Here is a 23,065-nt window from a genome sequence, read left to right on the forward strand (position 1 = left end):
ATCAAAACTAAATCACATTTTTAAATAAAAATCTTTGGTTAGATTGATATAATCATCCGTATATTCATGACGATTGATTTCGATAATTAGTTCATCTGCTTCTAAAACCGGCAATTCATAGCGTTTAAAAGCCAACAAACTCCGTTTAATTTCTGTGGTAGGAGTGCCTTTTACTCGAGTTACTTTTACGGGATAAAGTTCTACTTCGGCACACAAATCTATAAAGCTTTCTTCTTCTTTGTGTGGAATAATTACAGCAAAAATCCCATTTTCTGAAAGTAATAAATTTGCGGCTTCAACCAAATTTTCAAAAGGCATTGCATCTTGAAATCGAGCTAAATCCCGTTGCGAATTTTCGGTTTTAAAATCCTCAGTGTAAAAAGGAGGATTGGAAATGATTAAATCGTATTCGTCTTCCGGTTCTTCCACAAACTCATCCAAACCGGCATGAAAACAAAATATTCGATCTCCCCAAGGCGAATTTTCAAAATTTTCAACGCATTGTTCGTAGGCGTCTTCGTCAATTTCTATGGCATCAATTTGTTCGGCATGACTTCGTTGGGCAATCATCAAGGATAAAATGCCGGTTCCCGCACCAATATCTAAAACTGAAAAAGGATTATTTTCAATCGGACACCAAGCTCCCAACAGCACACTATCGGTACCTACTTTCATAGCACATCGATTTTGTTGAATAGAAAATTGTTTGAATTGAAACACGGTGATTAACGATTTAAGATTGAAGATTTTTGATTTCAGAACCTGAAACCCGACCCGAAGCGGAGCCGAACAGAGCGAAGCTGAACTTGAAACCTGAAACCTGAAACTTTCTAAAGATACATCTCTACCAAACCTTCAGGTAAATTCATAATCACCTTCTTGTTTTCTCGATCAATTTTAACCAAAAACTGATCTATCATCGGAATAAGCATTTCTACATTTCCATTTAACACTTCAAAAAGAGGTTGAGCAGTTGAATCATTGATAGAAACAATTTTTCCCACCATACCTAGTCGTTGGTCTTCTACCTCAAAACCAATTACTTCATGATAATAGAATTGATTTCCTTCTAATTTTGGCAAAAATGAAAGCGGTAGATAAAGTTCACAACCCATAATGGCATCGGCATCTTCTTCCGTGTCTACATCTTCAAATTTGACTCTGAGAAAGTCATTTTTATGCAGCGAACTATTTTCAATAAAAAATGGAACCAGATTTTTGTTTAATTCAACAAAAACTGATTCCATGTTTTCATATAATTCAGGTTCGTCCGTGTCTAGAAAGACCAAAACCTCACCTTTGAAACTAAATTTTTTAGCGATTTTGCCAAGATAGAAGCATTCTTCTTTTCGCATTATCGCAAAGAATTAAGCTTCTTTTTCTTCGTTTGCTTCTTCAGCAGCAGGAGCTTCTTCAACAGGAGGAGTTTCCTCAGCAACCACTTCGCTTACTTCTTCTGCAACTTCTTCAGTAGCTTCAGCCGCTTTTAATGCTTCAGCCGCAGCGTTTGCACGTTTTTCGTTAGCTGCTTTCTCCGCTTTTAATGCCTCCGCTTTTGCTTTTTCTTGAGCTTTTGTTAAACCTTCTTTTTTAGAAGTAACTTTATTTGCTTTTTCTTCTAACCAAGCGGCTAATTTAGCATCTGCTTGTTCTTGTGTTAAAGCACCTTTTCTAACACCACCATCCAAGTGATGTTTCAACAACGCACCTTTATAAGAAAGAATAGCTCTTGCAGTATCGGTTGGTTGAGCTCCATTGTGTAACCATTGAACAGCACTGTCCAAGTTTAAATCAATGGTTGCAGGGTTAGTGTTTGGATTGTAAGTTCCGATTTTATCTAAGAATTTACCATCTCTTTTGGCTCTTGCATCAGCAGCCACAATCCAGAAAAAAGGTTTTCCTTTTTTACCGTGTCTTTGTAATCTAATTTTTACTGGCATAATCGTATGATTAAATTGTGAGGTACTCGACCTCTGTTAATTGAGGGTGCAAATATATAAAAGTTTTTCGGATTAAAAACCAATGCTTTAAATTTTATTTTAAATACCGGATTTACCTTATTTTGAAAGTTTTTAACAAAAAAGTATGTCTTATATTCGCCAGAAAAACTATTTTTGTAGCTTCGAAAGTAAATAGATACATTACAATGAAAAAATATTTTTCTCTTTTAGCAATTATTTTTCTTTTCATTTCATGTGAAGAAGATGTGGCATTAAATTCACCTTCTGTACAAGGAAGATTAGAAAATTCCTTTTGGAGAGCCATTGATTCTGATGCAGTTTTACAACCCAACGGAGGTTTGGTAATTACTGCAAAAGCTCGTTTACAAACATTAACACTCAGAATTCCATCCAGAAATGTGGGAACCTATGTGTTAGGTGTTAATCAATCAAGAGTAGCTTCTTTTGTTTTTGAATATGATGAGAGTGAATTGTTTTATACCACAGGAGTAACTACTGAAGAAGATTTTCAAGGTGATGGTGAAATTAAAATTACCGAATTTGATGCCGCAAACGGTACAGTTTCCGGTTCATTCCGTTTCAATGCCGTGAATGTAGCTAACAATCCTTTGGGAGGAGAAATCTTAAACTTTAATCAAGGTGTTTTTTATAAAGTTCCTGTAACAGGAATTGAAGAAGATTAATTTAGTTAATAAAATTGTTTTGAAAAGGCTTTTCATACTTATTGAAAAGCCTTTTTTATTTATTTTCAACAAATTATGAAATAAAAAACACAATTTGAGCGAGATTGCCATTTTATTAGTTTACCTTTGTTTCAAATAATATTATTTTTTATGAACATTTTTGTAGGAAGCCTTCCTTGGAGTATTGAGGAAGCAGATTTAAGAGAGTCTTTCGAGGCTTATGGAGTTGTAGACTCTGTAAAAGTAATTACTGATAAATTTACCGGAAAAAGTAAAGGATTTGGTTTTGTTGAAATGCCTAATGACGAAGAAGGTCAAAAAGCTATCGATGAACTAAACGGAGCTACCGTTCAAGGACGTGCTATTGTGGTAAACAAATCAGAACCAAAACCGGAAGGCGAAAGAAGAAGCTTCAATAACAACCGTTCAGGCGGTGGTTACGGTGGTGGAAATCGTGGTGGCGGTGGCTACAGCGGTGGTGGAAACAACCGTGGTGGCGGAGGAGGAAGATACTAGTATTTTTTCTTGATAACATTAACAAAACCATTCTGAGCAATCAGGATGGTTTTTTTGTTGATAACTAAAATTGATTACTTCCTCACTAAAATGTATTTTTGAAAATGTAATTATTGATGAGTTTTTAACTCATGACTAAGGACTCACCACTAAGGACTATTCTTTAATCACTTTCGCATGTATTTAATCTTCGATACCGAAACCACCGGCTTGCCCAAACGATGGGACGCACCACTCACCGATACCGACAATTGGCCTCGTTGTATTCAAATTGCTTGGCAATTGCACGATGAAATGGGGAATTTGGTGGAGCATAAAGATTATCTAGTGCAACCGGACGGATTTAATATTCCTTATGATGCGGAACGAATTCACGGCATTTCAACCGAATTGGCTCAACAAGACGGAATTCCTTTAAAAGAAGTACTCGAAAAATTCAACATCGCTTTGAGCAAAGCCAAATTCATCGTGGGTCAAAATGTTGGTTTTGATGTGAATATTATGGGATGCGAATTTTATCGAATAAATGTAGATTCAATCATGAGTTCTATGCCGGTTTTAGATACTTGTACTGAAGTAACAGCCAATTTGTTGAAACTTCCCGGCGGACGAGGAGGAAAGTTCAAATTACCTACGTTAACCGAATTACATCAATACCTTTTTGGCGAACCTTTTGCCGAAGCTCACAATGCAACTGCCGACGTTGAAGCAACTACACGATGTTTTTTGGAACTTATCAAAAGAGAAATTTTTACGAAAGAAGAACTCGATGTTCCGGCTGATTATTTCAAAGATTTTAATGAACATAATCCGAAAGAAATTCAACTCATCGGATTAAAGCATATTAATTTAAAAGAAGCTTCCGAAGCCATTCGGAAACAATTTCAAAAGGAACAACCCAAAGATATTACCAAAACCAATTTGGTTGAAGATCAAAAAAACTTAGTTGAGGTTGAATTTGTCCATTTGCACAATCATACTCAATTTTCTGTTTTGCAATCTACCATTTCAGTTGCCGATTTGGTAAAAGCTGCCGTAAAAAATAAAATGCCTGCTGTGGCTATGACCGACATTGGAAATATGATGGGGGCTTTTCATTTTGTTCGCGATGTTTTATACCATAATAAAGCAGCCGAAACGAAAAACAAAGCAGCCCTTGAAGCAGGAGAAAATCCCACCGAAACCGTCATCAAACCCATTGTAGGATGCGAATTTTTTGTCTGCGATAATCATAAAGATAAAACCCGAAAAGATAACGGATATCAAGTAGTTTTTCTGGCTAAGAATAAAAATGGTTACCATAATTTGGCCAAAATGTCTTCCATTGGTTATACAGATGGATTTTATTATGTTCCTCGAATTGACAAAGAAGTTGTCAAGCAATACAAAGAAGATTTGATTGTTTTGTCGGGAAGTTTGTCCGGTGAAATTCCGAATAAACTTTTAAATATCGGCGAAAATCAAGCCGAAGAAGCTTTGCTTTGGTGGAAAAATGAATTTGGTGATGATTTTTACATCGAATTAATGCGACACAATCAAGAAGATGAAAACCGAGTGAATGCTTCGTTGATTTCATTAGCTAAAAAGCATGACGTAAAAATGGTGGCGACCAACAACGTTTTTTATGTGGATAAGGAAAATGCCAACGCACATGATATTTTGCTTTGTGTTCGCGATGGTGAAAAACAAGCCACACCGATAGGAAGAGGTCGTGGTTATCGTTACGGTTTGCTCAATCAGGAATATTATTTCAAGTCGGGTGAAGAGATGAAAAAACTTTTTGCCGATTTACCCGAAGCCATTATAAACATCAATGAAGTCGTTGATAAAATAGAAATTTTCGACCTGGCTCGTGGTGTTTTATTACCGAAATTTGATATTCCTCAAGAATTTTTAGTCCCCGAAGATGAAAAAGATGGCGGTAAAAGAGGGGAGAATTTATATTTGCGACACCTAACCTATGAAGGAGCCAAAAAGCGATACGGAACCATTACGCCCGAAATTGAAGAACGGCTTGATTTTGAATTAAAAACCATTGAAAACACAGGTTATCCGGGTTACTTTTTGATTGTTCAGGATTTTATCAGAGCCGCCCGTGAAATGGATGTTTCTGTTGGTCCGGGACGTGGCTCGGCTGCCGGTTCGGTAGTAGCGTATTGTCTGTGGATTACGAATATTGACCCCTTAGAGTACGATTTGCTTTTTGAGCGTTTCCTGAATCCGGATAGGGTATCGATGCCCGATATTGATATCGATTTTGATGATGAAGGGCGTGGACGAGTCATGCAGTATGTGATTGATAAGTATGGGGCCAATCAGGTGGCTCAAATTATTACCTATGGTAAAATGGCAACCAAATCTTCGCTAAGAGATACTGCTCGTGTGCTCGATTTACCGCTTTTTGAAGCTGATAAATTAGCTAAATTAATTCCGGGAATGATGCCCGGAAAATGGAGTTTAGCCCGATTTTTATCCGATTCTATTGAAGAAGTTAAAAAAGCCGTTCGTTCGGATGAATTTGATAATATTAAAGAATTAATTGCTATTGCTAACGAAGGTGATTTAGCCGGAGAAACCATCCAACAAGCAAAAGTGTTAGAGGGATCATTGCGAAACACCGGGATTCATGCTTGCGGAGTCATTATTACGCCAGACGATATTACGAATTTCGTTCCTGTGGCAACAGCAAAAGATTCCGATTTATATGTTACTCAATTTGACAACTCGGTAGTAGAAAGTGCAGGATTGTTAAAAATGGACTTTTTGGGATTAAAAACCCTAACGTTAATAAAAGATACTGTTAAATTAATCAAATATCGAACCGGAAAAGAACTCGATCCGGATACTTTTCCCATTGATGATGTCAAAACCTATGAGCTTTTTCAACGTGGGGAAACGGTTGGAATTTTTCAATACGAATCGGTTGGAATGCAAAAATACCTTCGTGATTTAAAACCAACGGTTTTTGGGGATTTGATTGCGATGAATGCATTGTATCGTCCGGGACCATTAGAATACATTCCCTCTTTCGTTCGCAGAAAAAATGGCGAAGAAGAAATTAGCTACGACTTAGATGCCTGTGAAGAATTTTTATCGGAAACATACGGAATCACGGTTTACCAAGAACAAGTGATGTTGCTTTCGCAAAAATTAGCCGGATTTTCTAAAGGTGATGCCGACGTACTTCGAAAGGCCATGGGGAAAAAGCAAAAAGAGGTGTTGGATAAAATGAAATCCAAGTTTATCGATCAAGCTGTAGCTAAAGGTCACGATGCTCAAAAGTTGGATAAAATTTGGACAGATTGGGAAGCTTTTGCGAGTTATGCCTTCAACAAATCGCATTCCACTTGCTACGCTTGGATTGGCTATCAAACCGCTTACCTCAAAGCTCATTATCCTGCAGAATACATGGCGGCGGTGCTTTCTAACAATATGAATGATATCAAGCAGGTTTCTTTTTTTATGGAAGAATGCAAGCGTATGGGATTGCGTGTTTTAAGTCCTGATGTAAATGAATCGTTTTATAAATTTACTGTAAATGATGATGGGGCGATTCGTTTTGGTATGGGAGCTATCAAAGGAGTTGGAGCAGGAGCTGTGGAAACCATCGTGCAAAACCGATTGAAAGACGGAAAATATAAATCCATTTTTGATTTAGCCAAACGAATTGATTTGCGTGCCGCCAATAAAAAAGCTTTCGAGAATCTTGCTTTAGCAGGAGGATTTGATTGTTTTACGGCAACGCATCGAGCACAGTATTTTCATCACGATGGTGATAATATTACCTTTTTAGAAAAAGCCATTCGCTATGGAGCAAAGTTTCAGGAAAATGAAAATTCGGCCCAAGTGAGTTTATTTGGTGAAGCCAGCGATGTGCAAATTGCAGAGCCAACGGTTCCACCTTGCGACGAATGGAGTACGATGGAAAAATTAGCCAAAGAAAAAGAGGTAGTTGGTATTTATATTTCTGGCCATCCGTTGGATGATTTCCGTTTTGAGATGAAATATTTTTGCAATTCTAAATTAGAATACCTTAAAAACTTGGAGCAACATGTCAACAAAACATTGACATTTGGCGGAATTATCACCAACGTGCAACATCGTGTAGCTCAAAATGGAAAAGGTTGGGCATCCTTTATGCTGGAAGGTTATGATGAAAGCTATGAATTTAGAATATACGGAGAAGAATATTTAAAATTCCGTCATTTTATCATTCAAAATAATTTCACTTTTATAAAAGTGATGGTGCGAGAAGGTTGGGCAAACAAAGAAACCGGTAAAAAAGGGGATCCTCGAATTACATTTCAATTGATGCAATATTTGCAGGATGTGTTGCCGCAATTTGCAAAAAAACTAACCATTCAAATGGACATTATGGCATTGCAACAAAATTTGATTGCCGAGTTAAGTGCTATTTTTAAAACATTTCAAGGAGATAATGCAGTTACGTTTGAAGTGATGGAATTAGAAAAAGTAAAAAAAGAAGTAGAAATTAAACCCGTTGTAATGGAGTCAGATGATGATTTAGATATCGAAAATTTAGAAGATATTGAACTAGAAATGGAAACCCCATCTGAAGAAATCAGAATGGTAACAAAGTTAACCATGCCAAGCCGAAAACTAAAAGTTCAAATTTCAAATGAATTATTGAGTGAGCTAGAGAAAAAACAGGTTGATTTTAGGTTGAATTAATCATCAATTCCACCAATACATTCATAATCAAAACTAATTTTCAATTAACACTTCATTAAGTTTTAAATTTTTAAATTTGCAGTGTTAAATAAACAAATAATAATCATTAAAAAAATATAAAATGGCATTAGCAATTACAGACGCTACTTTTGATGAAGTAGTTTTAAAATCAGACAAACCGGTAGTAGTAGATTTTTGGGCAGCGTGGTGTGGACCATGTAGAATGGTTGGGCCGGTTATCGATGAAATCGCAGCAGAATACGAAGGAAAAGCAGTAGTTGGAAAAGTAGACGTAGATGCCAACCAAGAATTTGCTGCAAAATACGGTGTGAGAAATATTCCAACGGTATTAGTTTTCCAAAATGGAGAAGTGGTAGGAAGACAAGTGGGAGTTGCTCCAAAGAAAAATTATACAGATGCAATTGATGCATTATTATAATTTTGTACAAAATAAATTAAAAGGTCTGATGAAAATCAGACCTTTTTTCTGAGTGAAAAGTTATAACTTTAATGTAAATGTTGTTCCTTCTCCTAATTTTGAATCAACAGTAATTTTGCAATGAATAGCTTTAGCTAAATCTCGAATCAAGTGTAATCCTAAACCGGATTTTATTCCAACCACTTCTTTATCATCATACAATGCTTTAAATTGTTCTGAATCGGCACCCTTTCCATTGTCAGAAATTGATAAATAGAATTTTCCGTTTTCTTGCCAAGCTTTCCATGTAATTGTTGGATTTTCAATTTTTTGTAATGCATTGATAGCGTTACCTGTTAAATTTCTGATTATAGTTTTTAAATAGTTTTCGTCGGTAAAAATGAATATGTCATTATTGTTTTCAAAATCTATTGTTATATTTTCATGGCTTGAAAAGTGCTTTTGAACATCACCAAATATTAATTTAATCGAATTTTTTTTGTATTCTGGCGCAAAATGTTCCATTTGACTTTTGCTCCATAAAAGAATGTCTTCCATAGAATTCAAAAGATTTTCAGCACTGACGATTGATTTGGCTTCCAATCTTTTTTTACTTTCTTCATCAAGGAGTTCAGGAGTTTCTTTTTGAATAGTTAAAAAATGAATAAGGTTTGCAACCGGACTTCTCAAATCATGATTAATGATGCTAAAAAAGCGAACCTTTATTTGATTAGACAACTCTAATTGATGATTTAAAAATTTTAATTTTTTATAATTTTTGTATAAAATAACTAAAACCAAAAGTGCTAATAAAACAATAGTTGTTAAATACAATTTTTGTTTTTTTTGATTCTCAATATTGATGTTTTTTAATTCAATCTCTCTGTTTTTAGCATCAATTACTTTTTGAGATTCATATTGTGCAATTTTATTTTTTTGCGTTTGAGAAAATAATGAATCTTTAATGGAGTATCCTAAATCTAAATTATCATAACCTTCTTTATAGTTTCCTAATTCATATTGGAGATACGATTTTTCAATAAGGTTATAATAATAACTATTTTTGTTTTTTTTCTTTTTTGCTAATTGAATTGCCTTATCATAGTAATTTTCAGCAATTTGATACATATCTTGTTTGCTTATTTTTGGTGATAAAATATTTTTTAGTGAATCATTTTCAGCAATTGTTTTATAACACCACGCTATGTTTCCTAAATTAACGATTGACATGGTGTTTTCTGCATCATATTCGTCCCAAATTTCTTGAGCTTCCAACTCCATTCTAAGAGATTTAATCAAATCAACATCGTATAAAAGCGACCAATTAGTTAATGTCCAAGCTAGATTTATTTTAGAATTTATCTTTTTTTGAATATCATAAGCTTGAGAAAAATATTCTTCAGCTTTTTTGTAATTTCCTTTTTCTCTGTAAACCTCTCCTAATAAAGAAAGTGAATTGGAGTATAGATTTTGGTCGTTAATTTTTATTGAAATAGCGTTAGATTTCAAAGCATATTGTAATGCTAAATCATAATTTTTTTGATCCAAATAAATCATGGTATGAGAGCGATAACAATTCTGCAAAAGTTTTAAATCATTAATTTCTAATGCAATTTTCTCCGTCTTTTTTAAATATTTGGTTGCTTCGGTATAATTGGTTACTCGTTCAAGAATTAAGTAATGTAAATAATAAATTTTGCCTTCAAGAGTTTTAGATAGGGAAGAATTTATTTTTTGTTCTAGATTAGAAATTTGTTTTAAGGCTTTTGTGTAATTGGTCTCAGATAAAGAAATAAAGCATTCGGCATAAAGTAAAACAAGTTCTTTTTCCTTTTTAGAATGATAATTTTTTATGCTTTTTAATTGATATAAATAATTTGGTAACGAATCTTTACTTGAGATAAATTGGTTCTCAATTTTATTTAAAATAGTATCATATTCGCTACTTTGAGAGAATGAAAAATTAAAAACAAACAATAAAATTAGTAACCGCATTACAAATCAATATTTTTTCTAAAGTTTCTTCCTATTGGGAGTTTAATGTTCTCATTTAATTCCAATTCATTTCCATCAAAGCTTGAAATCATACTTTTTTGAACCGCATAACTTCTATGAATTCTAATAAAAGTTTTAAACTTTTCATTTTGTAATATCTTTCCAATATTGGATAGCACACAGTATTTTTTTTCTTTCAATACAATTTGAGTATAATCTTTTAGACCTTCCAAATACAAAACTTCATGAAGTTTTATTTTAATCTCTTTGTTACCAACTTTTATAAATATCACATCATTACCTAAAAAATTATCGTACAACTCTGCTTTGTTACTCAACTCAAGATAGTCATTTATGCGTTCATAAGTTTTTTCAAATCTATTAAAATGAATAGGTTTTACGAGAAAATCCAAAGCCTCCGCTTCAAAACTATCTACTGCATAGTCAGGATGGGAAGTGATAAAAACACAAATCGAGATACTTTTTAATTTTTCTCTTAATGCTAAACCACTTATTCCCGGTAAGTCAATATCAAGAAACATACAATCAACATCATCAAAATTATTACGCTCCAAAACTTGCTCTGCATTTTCATAAATGTCTATAATTTCAAAAGCATCAATTCTCTTAACAAATGAGGTAATTAATAGTCTGTCAAGCTCGTCATCTTCAACTATAATTACACCAATTTTTTTCATCTTAAAAGTATTATAACTCAAAAATAAGAATTTTTTTGTCTATTTATTTGGTCGAAAATATATTATCTATTGATTTACTAACTAATATTTATGAAAATTTGATTTTAAGTGTATTAAAATGAAAAAAATATTCCTTTTAATAATAGCGTTTCTATTTTTTAAAACATATTCACAAGTAGGGATCAATACTACCACTCCAAATGCGCAATTAGAAATAAAGTCTTCTAACCAAGCAACGCCTGCAAATACCGATGGTTTAATTATTCCAAAAGTAGATGCTTTTCCGGCTGTTAATCCTACTGCGGCGCAACAAGGAATGATGGTCTATTTAACTACAGCTGTTGGTCCTAATGAAATAGGATTTTATTATTGGGATAATCCATCAACAACTTGGATTCCAATTGCTAATAATAGTAAAAACTCATGGAAAACAACAGGAAACTCAGGAACCGATTCTACAATAAATTTTATTGGGACAAACGATACTCAAGATGTTAATTTTAGAAGAAATGCTATTCATTCAGGTAGAATTGGCAATGTAAACACTTCTTTTGGTTATTTTTCTTTACCACTTTCTACAACTGGTGTACAAAATTCTGCACTTGGAAGATCTGCACTAGAAAATAATACTACAGGTAATGGTAACGTGGCATTAGGTTATCAAAGTTTAAATACAAACACATCAGGAAATGATAATATCGGTATAGGAAGGAATTCTCTTTTTGATAATCTTGATGGAATTAATAATGTTGGTGTAGGTACAAACTCTCTGGTAAACAATATTTCAGGATATCAAAACCATGCTTTTGGAATGACGTCATTAACTAATAATACAACCGGGAATAATAACATCGGACTTGGTACATCTTCATTATTCCAAAATCAAACTGGTAGTGCTAATATTGCTATTGGAGTTTTTTCACAAAACAAAGCAAACAACGGTACAAATAACATAACTATTGGAGCCAATTCTCAAACAAACGGCTCAGCAAATTTAAGTATAACCAATGCAACAGCTATAGGAACCAATGCCATTGCCGAACAAGATAATGCTATGGTTTTAGGAAGTATAAATGGAGTTAACTCAGCAACAGCATCGGTTAATGTTGGTATTGGGACAACTACACCACAAGATAGGTTACACGTAGTAGGTAGCATCAGAATGGTAGATGGTAATCAAGCAGTTGGGCGAGTTTTAACCTCAAATGCAAATGGAACGGCAACTTGGACAAATCCTTCCTCAATTTCTAGTGGAACCTTAGACCAAGCTTACGATTTTGGTGGTGCAGGAAACGGTAGAACCATTACAGCAGATACAGGACCTTTATTAATTAATGGAATAGATGGAATCCTTTCAACTGGAACTGTTAATTCTGGAACATTAGCTCCAACTGGATTGGGTGTAAGAATGCTTTGGTATCCAAGAAAAGCAGCTTTTAGAGCAGGACAAGTTACAGATACAAGTTGGGATGATGCAAATATTGGATTTGGCTCTACAGCTTTTGGAACTTCAACTAGAGCATCTGGTGGAAATTCATTTGCTTGTGGTTTGTCAACTATTGCTTCAGGATTATTTTCTTTTGCCTTTGGTAGTGGAGCAACTTCTTCTGGTGACTATTCATTTGCGGGATCGCATGCTACAGCTTCGAATGTCCGCTCATTTGCTTTTGGATCGAACACAGTTTCATCAGGATTAAATTCGGTTGCCTTAGGATATTGGACAACCGCTTCTGGAGATGATTCTTTTGCAGTAGGTTCAGGGATTGCTTCTGGTACTAGAAGCATTGCAATGGGTTGGAGTAGTAATGCTTCCGGGCAGAGTGCAACTGCAATAGGAGCAAACAATACAGCTTCTGCAAATTATGCAACTGCTTTAGGTAGTAGTACCATGGCTTCAGGTGAAGGCTCATTAACTTTTGGGTTTAATTCTGAAGCATCTGGATTATATTCAACAGCATTTGGTATAGGGTCTTTAGCGTCTTCGCAAGCATCAACAGCATTTGGTTTTAGAACAACAGCATCTGGACCTAACTCTACAGCTTTAGGAACAAGTAATACAGCTCCATCCTACGGAGAAACTGTTATTGGTATAGGTGCTACTAATTATATACCTTCTGCATTAGGTTTTAACTTATCAAGTGTTAACGATAGATTATTTGTAATAGGAAACGCAATTGATACAAATTTTAACAATTTAGTAGATACTTCAGAACGCAGTGATGCAATGGTTGTTTTAAAAAATGGGAATACCGGCATTGGTTCTTCAACACCTCAAGACAAGCTTCACGTTGTGGGAAATATTAGAATGGTCGATGGTAATCAGGCAGTTGGAAAGGTTTTAACCAGCGACGCTAATGGAACAGCAACTTGGCAAAATGCATCTACTAATGCATGGGGTTTAACGGGTAATGGCAACACTAATGTCACAACAAACTTTATAGGAACTACAAATGTGCAATCATTAGCATTCAGAACTTTTAATATAGAAAGAATGCGAATAACTTCTTTAGGCGATGTCGGTATAGGAACCACTGTACCAGGAGGACAATTTGAACTATCGCTCAACGAAGGTAGAAAGCCAACATCAAACACTTGGATTATCCCTTCCGATGCTCGATTAAAAACAGTCAACGGGCCTTACAAAAAAGGTTTGAGCGATATTCTCAAACTAAAACCCATCAGTTATAACTATATCAATACCGAAAAAAGAACCTTCGAACCAGAAGTTCTTCAAAAAGAAGCTTATGGTTATCTTGCTCAAGAAGTAAAAGAGGTTTTTCCTGAAGCTGTCGATGTTGATCCCGATGGATATTACAATTTTGATTTGCATCCAATTTTAATTGCATATACAAATGCTTTAAAGGAAGTTAGTGATAGAATATTAAAATTAGAAAATGAGAATGAACAACAAAAAAAAAGAATTGATGAACTTGAAAAAGTAATTATAGAAATTAAATCGAAGTTAATTAATTCAAACAGCAACTGAATAAATTAAATGATCATGAAAACTTTTTACTTTAGTATCGTATTTTTATTTATCTTTCAAATTCATTCAGCACAAGTTGGAATCAATACCATAACTCCCAATGCTCAATTAGAAATCCAATCCTCTAATCAGGCAACTCCAACCAATACTGATGGATTAATTATTCCAAAAGTAGATGTATTTCCTGCTATTAATCCTAGTGCGGCTCAACAAGGAATGATGGTCTATTTAACCACTGCCGTAGGAACTAACGAAATAGGATTTTATTATTGGGATAATCTATCAACTAGCTGGATTCCAATAGGCAATAATAATAAAAATGCATGGAAAACAACTGGAAATTCAGGAACCGATTCTACAATAAATTTTATTGGGACAACAGATAATAACCCTATTAGTTTTCGCATGAATAATGTTTTATCCGGAAGATTAGAAACAAGTACAACTCTAGGCAATAATTCTCTTGGTTTTCAAACCTTATTAAACAGTACTGGTACAAATAATTCAGCTTTTGGTTACAGAGCTCTTTTTAATAACACTAGTGGAAATGAAAATACAGCAATGGGAAGAAGCTCTTTATATGCAAATACTACAGGAACCGGTAATGTAGCATTAGGATACCGAGCAGCCTATTTCTCAACCACAGGGAATGAAAATGTAGCGATTGGAAAAGAATCCATGGAGAATGATACCGGCAGCTTTTTTAATGTAGCCGTTGGCTATAGAGCTTTACGAAATTCAATTGGCGGAAATGAAAATACTGCAATTGGTGTTGGAGCACTTGAATTAGGTTCAATTAGTGAAAGAAACACAGCAATTGGTAGAGGAGCCATGTTTAATTTTGGAACAGCAAGAAATAATACAGCTATTGGTTTTAGAGCTTTGTCCAATCAAACTTTTACCAATGGAGGAACTCCCTACGATAGCAATAATACCGCGATTGGTTTTGAAGCATTGTTTTCAAATAATCCAACTACAGTAACAAACGCAAATCGAAATGTGGGGGTTGGATTTCAGGCATTGAGAGCAAACACAACTGGATCTAGTAATACTGCCATTGGTTTTCAAAATTTGTTGTCAAATACTACCGGTTTTCAAAATATAGGTATTGGTGATGTTGCTTTAGCATCAAACACAATAGGCACAAGAAATATTGGAATAGGTGTTGGGGCATTGTACGGTAATACAACCGGTACAAATAATATTGGAATTGGCTTTGATGCATTGAGGTTACAAAGTTTTGATAATGGAGGTATAGCTTATAACCCGGCTAATGTTGCAGTTGGAACTCGTTCTTTATACAATAATCAGCCAACTTCTCTAACAAATGGAAATAGAAATGTAGCCGTTGGATATGAAACCTTAAGACAAAATACAACTGGTGCCGGAAATACAGCGGTAGGCTTTCAGTCAATTCTTTCAAATACAACAGGGATACAAAATGTTGGTATCGGGGATGTTGCTTTAGCTTCCAATACTACAGGTAGTCAAAATATTGGTATTGGTGTAGGTGCAATTTATAGTAATACAACTGCTTCTGGTAATATTGCAATTGGAATAAATGCTTTAAGGTTGCAGAGTTATAGTAATGGAGGAGCTAATTATGAAACGAATAATATAGCAATTGGAACGGCTTCTTTGTTAAATAATCAACCGATTTCTTTGGGAAGTGGTGTAAGCAATATAGGAATTGGTAATAATTCATTAAATTCAAATACTACTGGTTCTGCAAATATTGCTATTGGAAGTTTTGCATTGGAAGACTCAGTGAATGGTAACAGTAACATAGGAATTGGTTCATCTGCTATGAGAAATATTACTAATGCTAGTGCAAGTGTTGCAATTGGTACCAATTCAAATAGATTTGGGAATGGAACAGACAATACCTGTGTTGGTTTTCAATCGGCGTATAATGCATTTAATTTCAGTGGCAATAATAATGTTTACTTGGGAAGTCGTACAGGTTTTAATAATAATAATGGAAGCAATAATACTTTTCTTGGTTATTCAGCAACTTCTTCTGCAGGTAATGATGATTTACAATATGCCGTTGCAATTGGAAGTGGAGCAGAAGTTAGCACAAATAATAGCATTGCTTTGGGAGGTAATACAGCAATAACTAGAACACGAGTGGGGATCAATAATCCGTCCCCTTTATCCGATTTAGATATTCGCCAATCAAGTGGCTCCGGAACCAATCAAGGAAGTGGTGGGATTAATTTGGGGAATGGTGCTTTTCATTGGCGAATCTATAACAGTAGTAATTTAGTTCGTTTTAATTATTCAAACGATAGTGGAGCTACTTATACGCCTATGGCTTTTGTAAGTGCAACGAATGGAAGTTGGAATCAACTTTCTGATGCTACATTGAAAAGAGATATTGAACCAATTGCTTCCGTTTTACAGAGAATGTTGAAATTGAATCCAGTTTCTTATTACTATCTACATAATTCATCAAATGAAAAACGTTCTGTTGGCTTTTTGGCCCAGGAAGTAGCAAATTTATTTCCGGAATCTGTATCCAAAGAAACGGAATCAGAGGTGCTGGGAATAGATTATGCTTCTTTCGCTGTATTTGCTGTCAAAGCAATACAAGAACAACAAGCAATCATTGAAAACCAAAACACCAGAATACAATCGTTAGAAGAAAGATTGAAAAAGTTAGAAGAAAAATTAAGTAACTAGTTTTTTAACTACTTTATCATAGTCAATCTTTAAAAAAAATAAACTACAATTTCAATATAAAAGTCGTCCCCATTCCAATTTTTGAATCTACTGAAATCTCACAATCAATTGCTTTGGCTAAATCACGAATTAAATGCAAACCCAATCCCGATTTAATTCCAACGACTTCTTTTTCGTCATAAAGAGCCTTGAATTGGTCTTGACTAGCCCCTTTCCCATTGTCTGTAACGGACAAAAAAGTTTGGTTGTTCGACTGCCAAGCTTTCCATTTTATTGTGGGATTTTCTATTCCTTCCAATGCTTTTATGGCATTGCCGGTTAAGTTCCGAAGAATGGTTTTAAGGTAATTTTCATCCGTAAATAACTTCAAATTATTTGGATTTTCAAATTCAATTCGAATCTGTTCAGTACTTAAGAAGTGTTTCTGAGTGTCTTCAAACAACGAATTAACTGAAACTTGGGAAGGTTGAGGTTTAAAATTTTCCATCTGACTTTTGCTCCATTGCAAAATGTCTTCCATAGAATGGAGTAAATTCTCTGCACCATGCATGGTTTTATCTTGCATGCGTTTGATACTTTCTTCATCCAGCATTTCAGGACTTTCTTTTTGGAGTTGTAAAAAGAAAATCAAATTGGCCACCGGCCCTCGCAGGTCATGATTTAAGATGCTGAAAAATCGTGCTTTCGCTTTGTTGGCTTGGTCGAGTTCATTGTTTAAAAACATCAATTTTTGGTTTACTTTTTTTCTTTTTTGGTTTTCATACAAAAGTAAAACAGTCATAGCCAATATTAAGGTTAGTCCGAAAAGCAAAAAATATTTTTGCTTTTTTTCGGCAGCAGCTTTTAATTGATTGAATTTAATTTCTTTATTTTTTAAAGCAATTTCTCGTGCAGATTCTAATGAAGCTATTTTATTTTTATTTTCTTGAGAAAATAAAGAGTCACTTAATTCAAAAGAATGTTTTAAGTTATAATAAGCCTTTTCAAATTCTCCTTTTTTAGCTAAAACAAAAGCCAATCGTTTTGTGGTTAATTGAATGTTGTATTTATTGTTATATTTCAATGTTTTATCAAGGCATTTTAGATAATATTCTTCTGCTTTTCGCAAAACTTCTTCTCTTGTTTTTGGAATTACATTAGTTTTTTTGATTAAACTGTCTTGGTCGGCAATTTTAGCATACATCAAACCAATATTTCCCAAATTTGTCGTAGTGGCATAATTATCAATTTTACATTCTTTCCATTTTTTTTCCGCATCAAGCTTCATATTTAAACACTTGATTAAGTCACTTCGTTCAAATATAATAGACCAAAAACTCAATGCCCAAGCTTGACCATATAAATCATTTTCTTTTCTAAAAAGAAAAAAAGACTTTGAAAGTAGACTGTCAGATTTTTTAAAGTCTAAAGGGTTGTCTTCTTTTTTGTAAAGCTCCCAATAATTGATGCCTAAAACACCGTATGCATAGGCTTCTTCTTTTAAGTTCTTTTTCTTTTTTTGATATGCTAACGAATTTTCAGCAGATTGAATTGCTTTTTGAAATTTATCTTGCAAATAATAATTCATTGCTAAAGAGCTGTAAATATTTTGTATTAACACATAATCTTCCGCTTTTTTAGCTGATTCAATTGCTTGAATCGCATATTTGTAAGATTTGACAAAGTCTGATTTTCGCATAAATATCTTGGAATACAAGAATTGAATTTTTGCAAGATTATTTTTGTTTTTGTTTAATTCAAATGCAATATCGTTATGTTTTTTTGCCAGTTCAATATTTAATACCCAAAGATGTAATTTGGCTAAGTAAAAATTGATTTCTGATTCTTTTTCGGGGTTATTTTTTTGGTTTGAGAAGTCAGAAAGTTTAAGAATGTATCTATAAATGGTATCATTACTTAGCGAAATGTCATTATCTATTTTTTCAGTTATTGTTTTGTATTCATTTTCTGAAATAACTAAATTATTGTTATCTTGACAAAAAACAAGTTGATAATACAATAAAAAAAGATATAATACATGACATTTTTTCATTGTCAAAGAAGATTTGAAAGATTCTTTTTATAACTTCTGCCTATTGGAATTGTTTTATCATTTATTAAATGAATTTCATTTGAAATTATTTTTTCTATGTGTTGTTTTTGAACGGCAAAACTTCTGTGAATTCGAATAAATGAACGAAATAAATCATCGGATAAGAACTCACTTAATCCTTTCAAAACATAATGTCGTTCTGATTCTGTCACTATAACTGTATAATTTTTTAACGCTTCAAAGTACAAGATTTCATGCAATCGAATTTTGACTTTTTCGGTTCCTGACTTTACATAAATTGCATCTCCACCAATGGTTTGTTCATATAAATCAGCTTTAGTTTTAATGTTCATAAACTCTTCAATTCGTTGAATTGTTTGTTCGAATCGAGCGAATTTAAAGGGTTTTACAATAAAATCTAAGGTTTGAATTTCAAAGGTTTCAGCTGCACTTTCTGCATGCGAAGAAATAAAGACACATACCGGAATGGAAAGTGCTTTTTTACGAAGTTCTATTCCAGATTCACCAGGCATTTCAATATCTAAAAAAGCGATATCAACTTCGTTTTGATTTAAAAAAAGAAGAGCTTTTTCAGCGGATTCAAAAACTCCAATAACGTTTAAATTTAAAAATCTTTTGGCATACGATTGCACCACGAGTCGATCCATCTCGTCATCATCCACAATGATACAGCTAAACACCTTCATAATAAGGAGAATATTTACTCAAATATAAAAATATTTACTCAAATTAGGTTGTTGGTACAGTAAAAATGTCGTTTGTCCTTTTGTGCTTTTTTCAACTACTTTTTTCAATCAACTTTGTTTTCAATTCCAACTATAATTAGCAATAGTATGAAAAAGTATGTCTGTATACTCTTTTTCCATTTGTGTTGTTTTTCAACTTTTTCACAAGTAGGTGTCAATACCACTTCGCCTCAAGCACAATTGGATATTCGATCCAGTAATCAATCTTCTCCCGCCAACACAGATGGGTTATTAATTCCTAAAATTGACGCATTTCCGTTAACGAATCCTACGTCTACACAGCAAGGGATGATGGTTTATTTAACAACATCATTTGGTAGTAACGAACCGGGATTTTATTATTGGGATAATTCAACAACTTCTTGGTTGCCCATTGGTAATGGAAGCAAAGACGACTGGAAATTGACTGGTAATACAGGAACAAACCCTGCTGTAAATTTTATTGGGACTATTGATAATAATGATGTGGTTTTTAAGAGAAATAATCAATTTTCGGGGAAGATTTCTTCGTCAAATACTTCTTTTGGTAATCAATCGTTGTTGGTTAATGCAACTGGTCAAAATAATGTGGCAATAGGATCTTTTTCTTTAAATGCTAATACTACAGGGTCGTATAATACAGCAGTAGGTACAGGTGCAATGTTCTTAAATACTTCAGGTTATTCTAATGTTGCTGTGGGCGATGCTGCTTTGCGTTCAAATACTGTTGGTTATTCGAATGTAGCGATTGGATTAAATGCTCTTAATGCCAACACAACCGGTTATGCCAATACCGGAGTTGGTGAAAATGCGATGCGTTTTAATACAATCGGTATTGGCAATACTGCAAGTGGGATCAATAGTTTGCGAACAAATACTTCTGGTAATGAAAATACTGCAATAGGAGCAGCAGCTCTTTATTCCAATTCCACCGGAAATGCTAATACGTCAATGGGTTGGACTAGTATGTACAATAATGCAACAGGTTCAAATAACACCGGGATTGGTCATAGAACTTTGAGTGGTAACCAAACAGGGTCTTTTAATACTGCTTTGGGAAGTGAAGCATTACTGCTCAATAATTCAGGATCAAATAATATTGCTATTGGTACATCTGCACTTAGGAATAATACAGCATCAAGTAATGTGGCAGTGGGGGCTAATGCCTTATTAAGCAATACAACTGGAACCGGAAACGTTGGGATTGGTTTGTCTTCTATACATCTTAATAATTCAGGAAGCAACAATGTAGCAGTGGGTCAAAACACTTTAACGAATAATATAATCGGCTTTAATAATGTAGCATTGGGTCACTTGGCTTTGTTTAATAATAATACTAGTGCTAACACTGCTGTAGGGTCTGTTGCTCTGTATAATAATACTACAGGAGCTTCAAATGTGGGTTTAGGTTACAGAGCTTTGTATGCTAACACAATAGGTTTTGAAAATACAGCATTGGGCAGAGAAACATTACATTCCACAACAACCGGGAATAGAAATTTAGCAGCGGGAACAAATAGCTTGTGGAGAAATACAACGGGTTCTGATAACGTTGCTTTAGGCGTGAGAGCTAACCATGAAAATACGGTAGGTAGTTTTAATGTTTCTATAGGTAATGAAGCACTTTATTCAAATACTGTGGCAAATAATAATACTGCAATCGGGACAAGAGCATTAAGAAACAATACTTCCGGAACACCAAATACTGCTATTGGTGTTGATGCTTTGTTTAACAATACAATTGGAGTATACAACAATGCTTTGGGTTATAGAGCTCTATATAATAATACAATAGGAGGTTATAATATTGCTATTGGTTCAGAAACTTTATTCAGCAATTTAACAGGAGGAAGTAACTTAGGAATCGGTTACTATAGTTTGTATGAAAATACTAATGGTGGTTCTAATGTTGCAATTGGCAATAACGCATTAGAGAGAAATATATCAGGGAATGATAATGTTGCAATAGGTATTCAAGCGTTATTGCGTAATACATTAGGTAATAATAATATTGCTATTGGTTCACAATCATTATGGTTAAATACTACGGGAAATAAAAATACTGCAATTGGTTCTGACAGTATGTATAATAGTTTAACAGGCAATTTCAATACAGCAATTGGGGATTCAAGTTTATATAATAATTCAATTGGGAGTAATAATGTAGCCTTAGGCGTTGAGACTTTATACACTAATTTAACTGGACAAGACAATACCGCATTAGGTAATCAAGCTATGCGTTTTAATATACATGGTAGTGATAATACTGCAATGGGATTTGAAGCAATGTACAGAAACAGCAATGGGAATCGAAATATAGCTATTGGTTATAGGGCTCTCTACAATGGAACAACCGGCTCAGGAAATGTAGCCATTGGAGACAACTCAATGTTTGGAGCACCGGGTATGGCAGGATCTAATAATGTTGCAATTGGGACTTCAAATATGATAAATCATAACTCCGCATCAAACACTATAGCTATCGGAAATCAAAACTTACAAAATGTTAATATGGCAGGTGACAACATTGCTATAGGTCACTTAAATCTAGTCAATACAGTAATGGGTTATAGTAACATTGCTCTTGGAAGCGAGGTACTTGAGACTAATATTAACGGTTTTCATAATATAGGATTGGGGTATCAAGCTTTAACTAACAATGATTACGGTGATAGAAATATTGCAATCGGTGATAGAACTTTAGCTAGTAATACGGCTAATTTAAATATAGCAATCGGTAGCAATACACTTCAATTAAATACAACAGGAACACCAAATACAGCAATTGGAGTTGAATCTCAATATACAAACACTTCAGGCAACAACAACAACAGTCTAGGATATCGCTCATTGTATCTGAATCAAACTGGTAGTCAAAATACTGCATTAGGGTCAGAGGCATTATACAATACAACGACTTCTAACAACACCGGGATAGGTTACAGAGCTATGAATTCTGCTACTACAGGTTTTAGAAACACTTCATTAGGGAGCAATAGTGGATTAAACATTACAACAGGCAATTATAATACGGCTATAGGTACAAATGCATTCAGCACTACAAACCACATCAACTCAACTGCCATAGGTGATGCATCGGGAATAACAGCTGATAACCAAGTTCGCATTGGCGATGCCGGGGTAACTTCCATCGGAGGATTCGCCAATTGGACCAATGTGTCTGACGGTCGATTCAAGACTAATGTGCAACAAAATGTACCAGGACTTTCATTTATTACTAAACTTAAACCGGTTACATATCAATTGGATTTAGATGTCATTCATTCGTATTTAAAAACTCCTTCAGAAGTACGAAAACCCGAAACAGAAAACGATAAAAAACAAGAAATTCAAACGGGTTTTATTGCTCAAGAGGTGGAACAAGCCGCCAAAGAAGCCGGATTTACTTTTTCAGGAGTTGATAAGCCAAAGAATGAAGAAGATTTTTATGGACTTCGCTATGCGGAATTTGTGGTGCCTCTGGTAAAAGCGGTGCAAGAACAACAAGAAATGATTGAAAAACTACAACTAAAAATTGAAGAACTAGAAAAAAAATTAAATAAAGATTAGCTAAATAAGTTGGAATGTGTTTAGTTTTTTAGGTTCAATCAATTTGATTGAACCTTTTTTATGTTAAAATTACTTTTAAAATC

At 34.2% G+C, this 23,065-nt stretch carries 14 protein-coding genes; 7 read left to right on the forward strand and 7 right to left on the reverse strand.

Translation table 11 applies throughout. The annotated features are described in order from the left end of the window. Positions 1-12: 12 nt before the first annotated feature. The 3 genes from EQG68_RS00745 to EQG68_RS00755 all read right to left on the reverse strand — a co-directional run bounded on the left by EQG68_RS00745 (position 13) and on the right by EQG68_RS00755 (position 1,940). Complete coding sequence (locus tag EQG68_RS00745) at positions 13-675, reverse strand: tRNA1(Val) (adenine(37)-N6)-methyltransferase (RefSeq protein ID WP_246011583.1); 663 nt, start codon at positions 673-675, stop codon at positions 13-15. Positions 676-830: 155 nt separating this feature from the next. Then, positions 831-1,355 (reverse strand): ribosome maturation factor RimM, encoded by a 525-nt coding sequence (gene rimM / locus EQG68_RS00750; protein WP_129462880.1) that lies wholly within the window; start codon positions 1,353-1,355, stop codon positions 831-833. A gap of 12 nt (positions 1,356-1,367) precedes the next feature. Continuing rightward, on the reverse strand, positions 1,368-1,940 hold the full coding sequence (locus EQG68_RS00755; protein ID WP_129462881.1) for a 30S ribosomal protein S16: 573 nt from the start codon (positions 1,938-1,940) through the stop codon (positions 1,368-1,370). A 206-nt stretch (positions 1,941-2,146) separates the two neighbouring features. Between EQG68_RS00755 and EQG68_RS00760 the strand changes: the two genes are divergently transcribed. The 4 genes from EQG68_RS00760 (at position 2,147) to trxA (ending at position 8,291) form a co-directional block, all read left to right on the forward strand. Beyond that, positions 2,147-2,644 carry a DUF6252 family protein gene (locus EQG68_RS00760; protein ID WP_129462882.1) on the forward strand — a complete coding sequence of 166 codons (498 nt, stop codon included), beginning with the start codon at positions 2,147-2,149 and terminating at the stop codon, positions 2,642-2,644. A gap of 150 nt (positions 2,645-2,794) precedes the next feature. Continuing rightward, positions 2,795-3,160 (forward strand): RNA recognition motif domain-containing protein, encoded by a 366-nt coding sequence (locus tag EQG68_RS00765; protein WP_129462883.1) that lies wholly within the window; start codon positions 2,795-2,797, stop codon positions 3,158-3,160. A 177-nt stretch (positions 3,161-3,337) separates the two neighbouring features. Next, entirely contained in the window at positions 3,338-7,852 is a 4,515-nt protein-coding gene (dnaE, locus tag EQG68_RS00770) for a DNA polymerase III subunit alpha (protein ID WP_129462884.1), read from the forward strand. Between the two features lie 121 nt (positions 7,853-7,973). After that, a complete protein-coding gene (gene trxA / locus EQG68_RS00775; protein ID WP_129462885.1) occupies positions 7,974-8,291 on the forward strand; it encodes a thioredoxin in 318 nt (105 codons plus the stop codon). A 60-nt stretch (positions 8,292-8,351) separates the two neighbouring features. Here the strand turns inward: trxA and EQG68_RS00780 are convergent, their stop codons facing one another. Continuing rightward, positions 8,352-10,265, reverse strand: a complete 1,914-nt coding sequence (locus EQG68_RS00780) for a tetratricopeptide repeat-containing sensor histidine kinase (RefSeq protein ID WP_129462886.1) — start codon at positions 10,263-10,265, stop codon at positions 8,352-8,354. Next, positions 10,265-10,963, reverse strand: coding sequence for a LytR/AlgR family response regulator transcription factor (locus EQG68_RS00785; protein WP_129462887.1), 699 nt, complete (start codon positions 10,961-10,963; stop codon positions 10,265-10,267). Before EQG68_RS00785 ends, EQG68_RS00780 begins: the two co-directional genes overlap by 1 nt. Before the next feature lie 118 nt (positions 10,964-11,081). Here EQG68_RS00785 and EQG68_RS00790 point away from each other — a divergent pair, with 118 nt between their 5' ends. Both EQG68_RS00790 and EQG68_RS00795 read left to right on the forward strand, forming a co-directional pair. After that, on the forward strand, positions 11,082-13,949 hold the full coding sequence (locus tag EQG68_RS00790; protein ID WP_129462888.1) for a tail fiber domain-containing protein: 2,868 nt from the start codon (positions 11,082-11,084) through the stop codon (positions 13,947-13,949). A gap of 15 nt (positions 13,950-13,964) precedes the next feature. After that, positions 13,965-16,634, forward strand: coding sequence for a tail fiber domain-containing protein (locus EQG68_RS00795; protein ID WP_164975356.1), 2,670 nt, complete (start codon positions 13,965-13,967; stop codon positions 16,632-16,634). A 43-nt stretch (positions 16,635-16,677) separates the two neighbouring features. Here EQG68_RS00795 and EQG68_RS00800 read toward each other — a convergent pair whose 3' ends face one another. Both EQG68_RS00800 and EQG68_RS00805 read right to left on the reverse strand, forming a co-directional pair. Beyond that, positions 16,678-18,666 (reverse strand): sensor histidine kinase, encoded by a 1,989-nt coding sequence (locus EQG68_RS00800; RefSeq protein WP_129462890.1) that lies wholly within the window; start codon positions 18,664-18,666, stop codon positions 16,678-16,680. A 2-nt stretch (positions 18,667-18,668) separates the two neighbouring features. Continuing rightward, positions 18,669-19,373 (reverse strand): LytR/AlgR family response regulator transcription factor, encoded by a 705-nt coding sequence (locus EQG68_RS00805; protein ID WP_246011586.1) that lies wholly within the window; start codon positions 19,371-19,373, stop codon positions 18,669-18,671. A gap of 147 nt (positions 19,374-19,520) precedes the next feature. Between EQG68_RS00805 and EQG68_RS00810 the strand changes: the two genes are divergently transcribed. Beyond that, positions 19,521-22,982: a tail fiber domain-containing protein gene (locus EQG68_RS00810; protein ID WP_129462892.1), complete on the forward strand. Its 3,462-nt coding sequence runs from the start codon at positions 19,521-19,523 to the stop codon at positions 22,980-22,982. Positions 22,983-23,065 lie beyond the last annotated feature (83 nt).

The organism is Flavobacterium piscinae (assembly GCF_004122145.1).
In the GTDB taxonomy this organism is placed as follows: Bacteria; Bacteroidota; Bacteroidia; order Flavobacteriales; family Flavobacteriaceae; genus Flavobacterium; species Flavobacterium piscinae.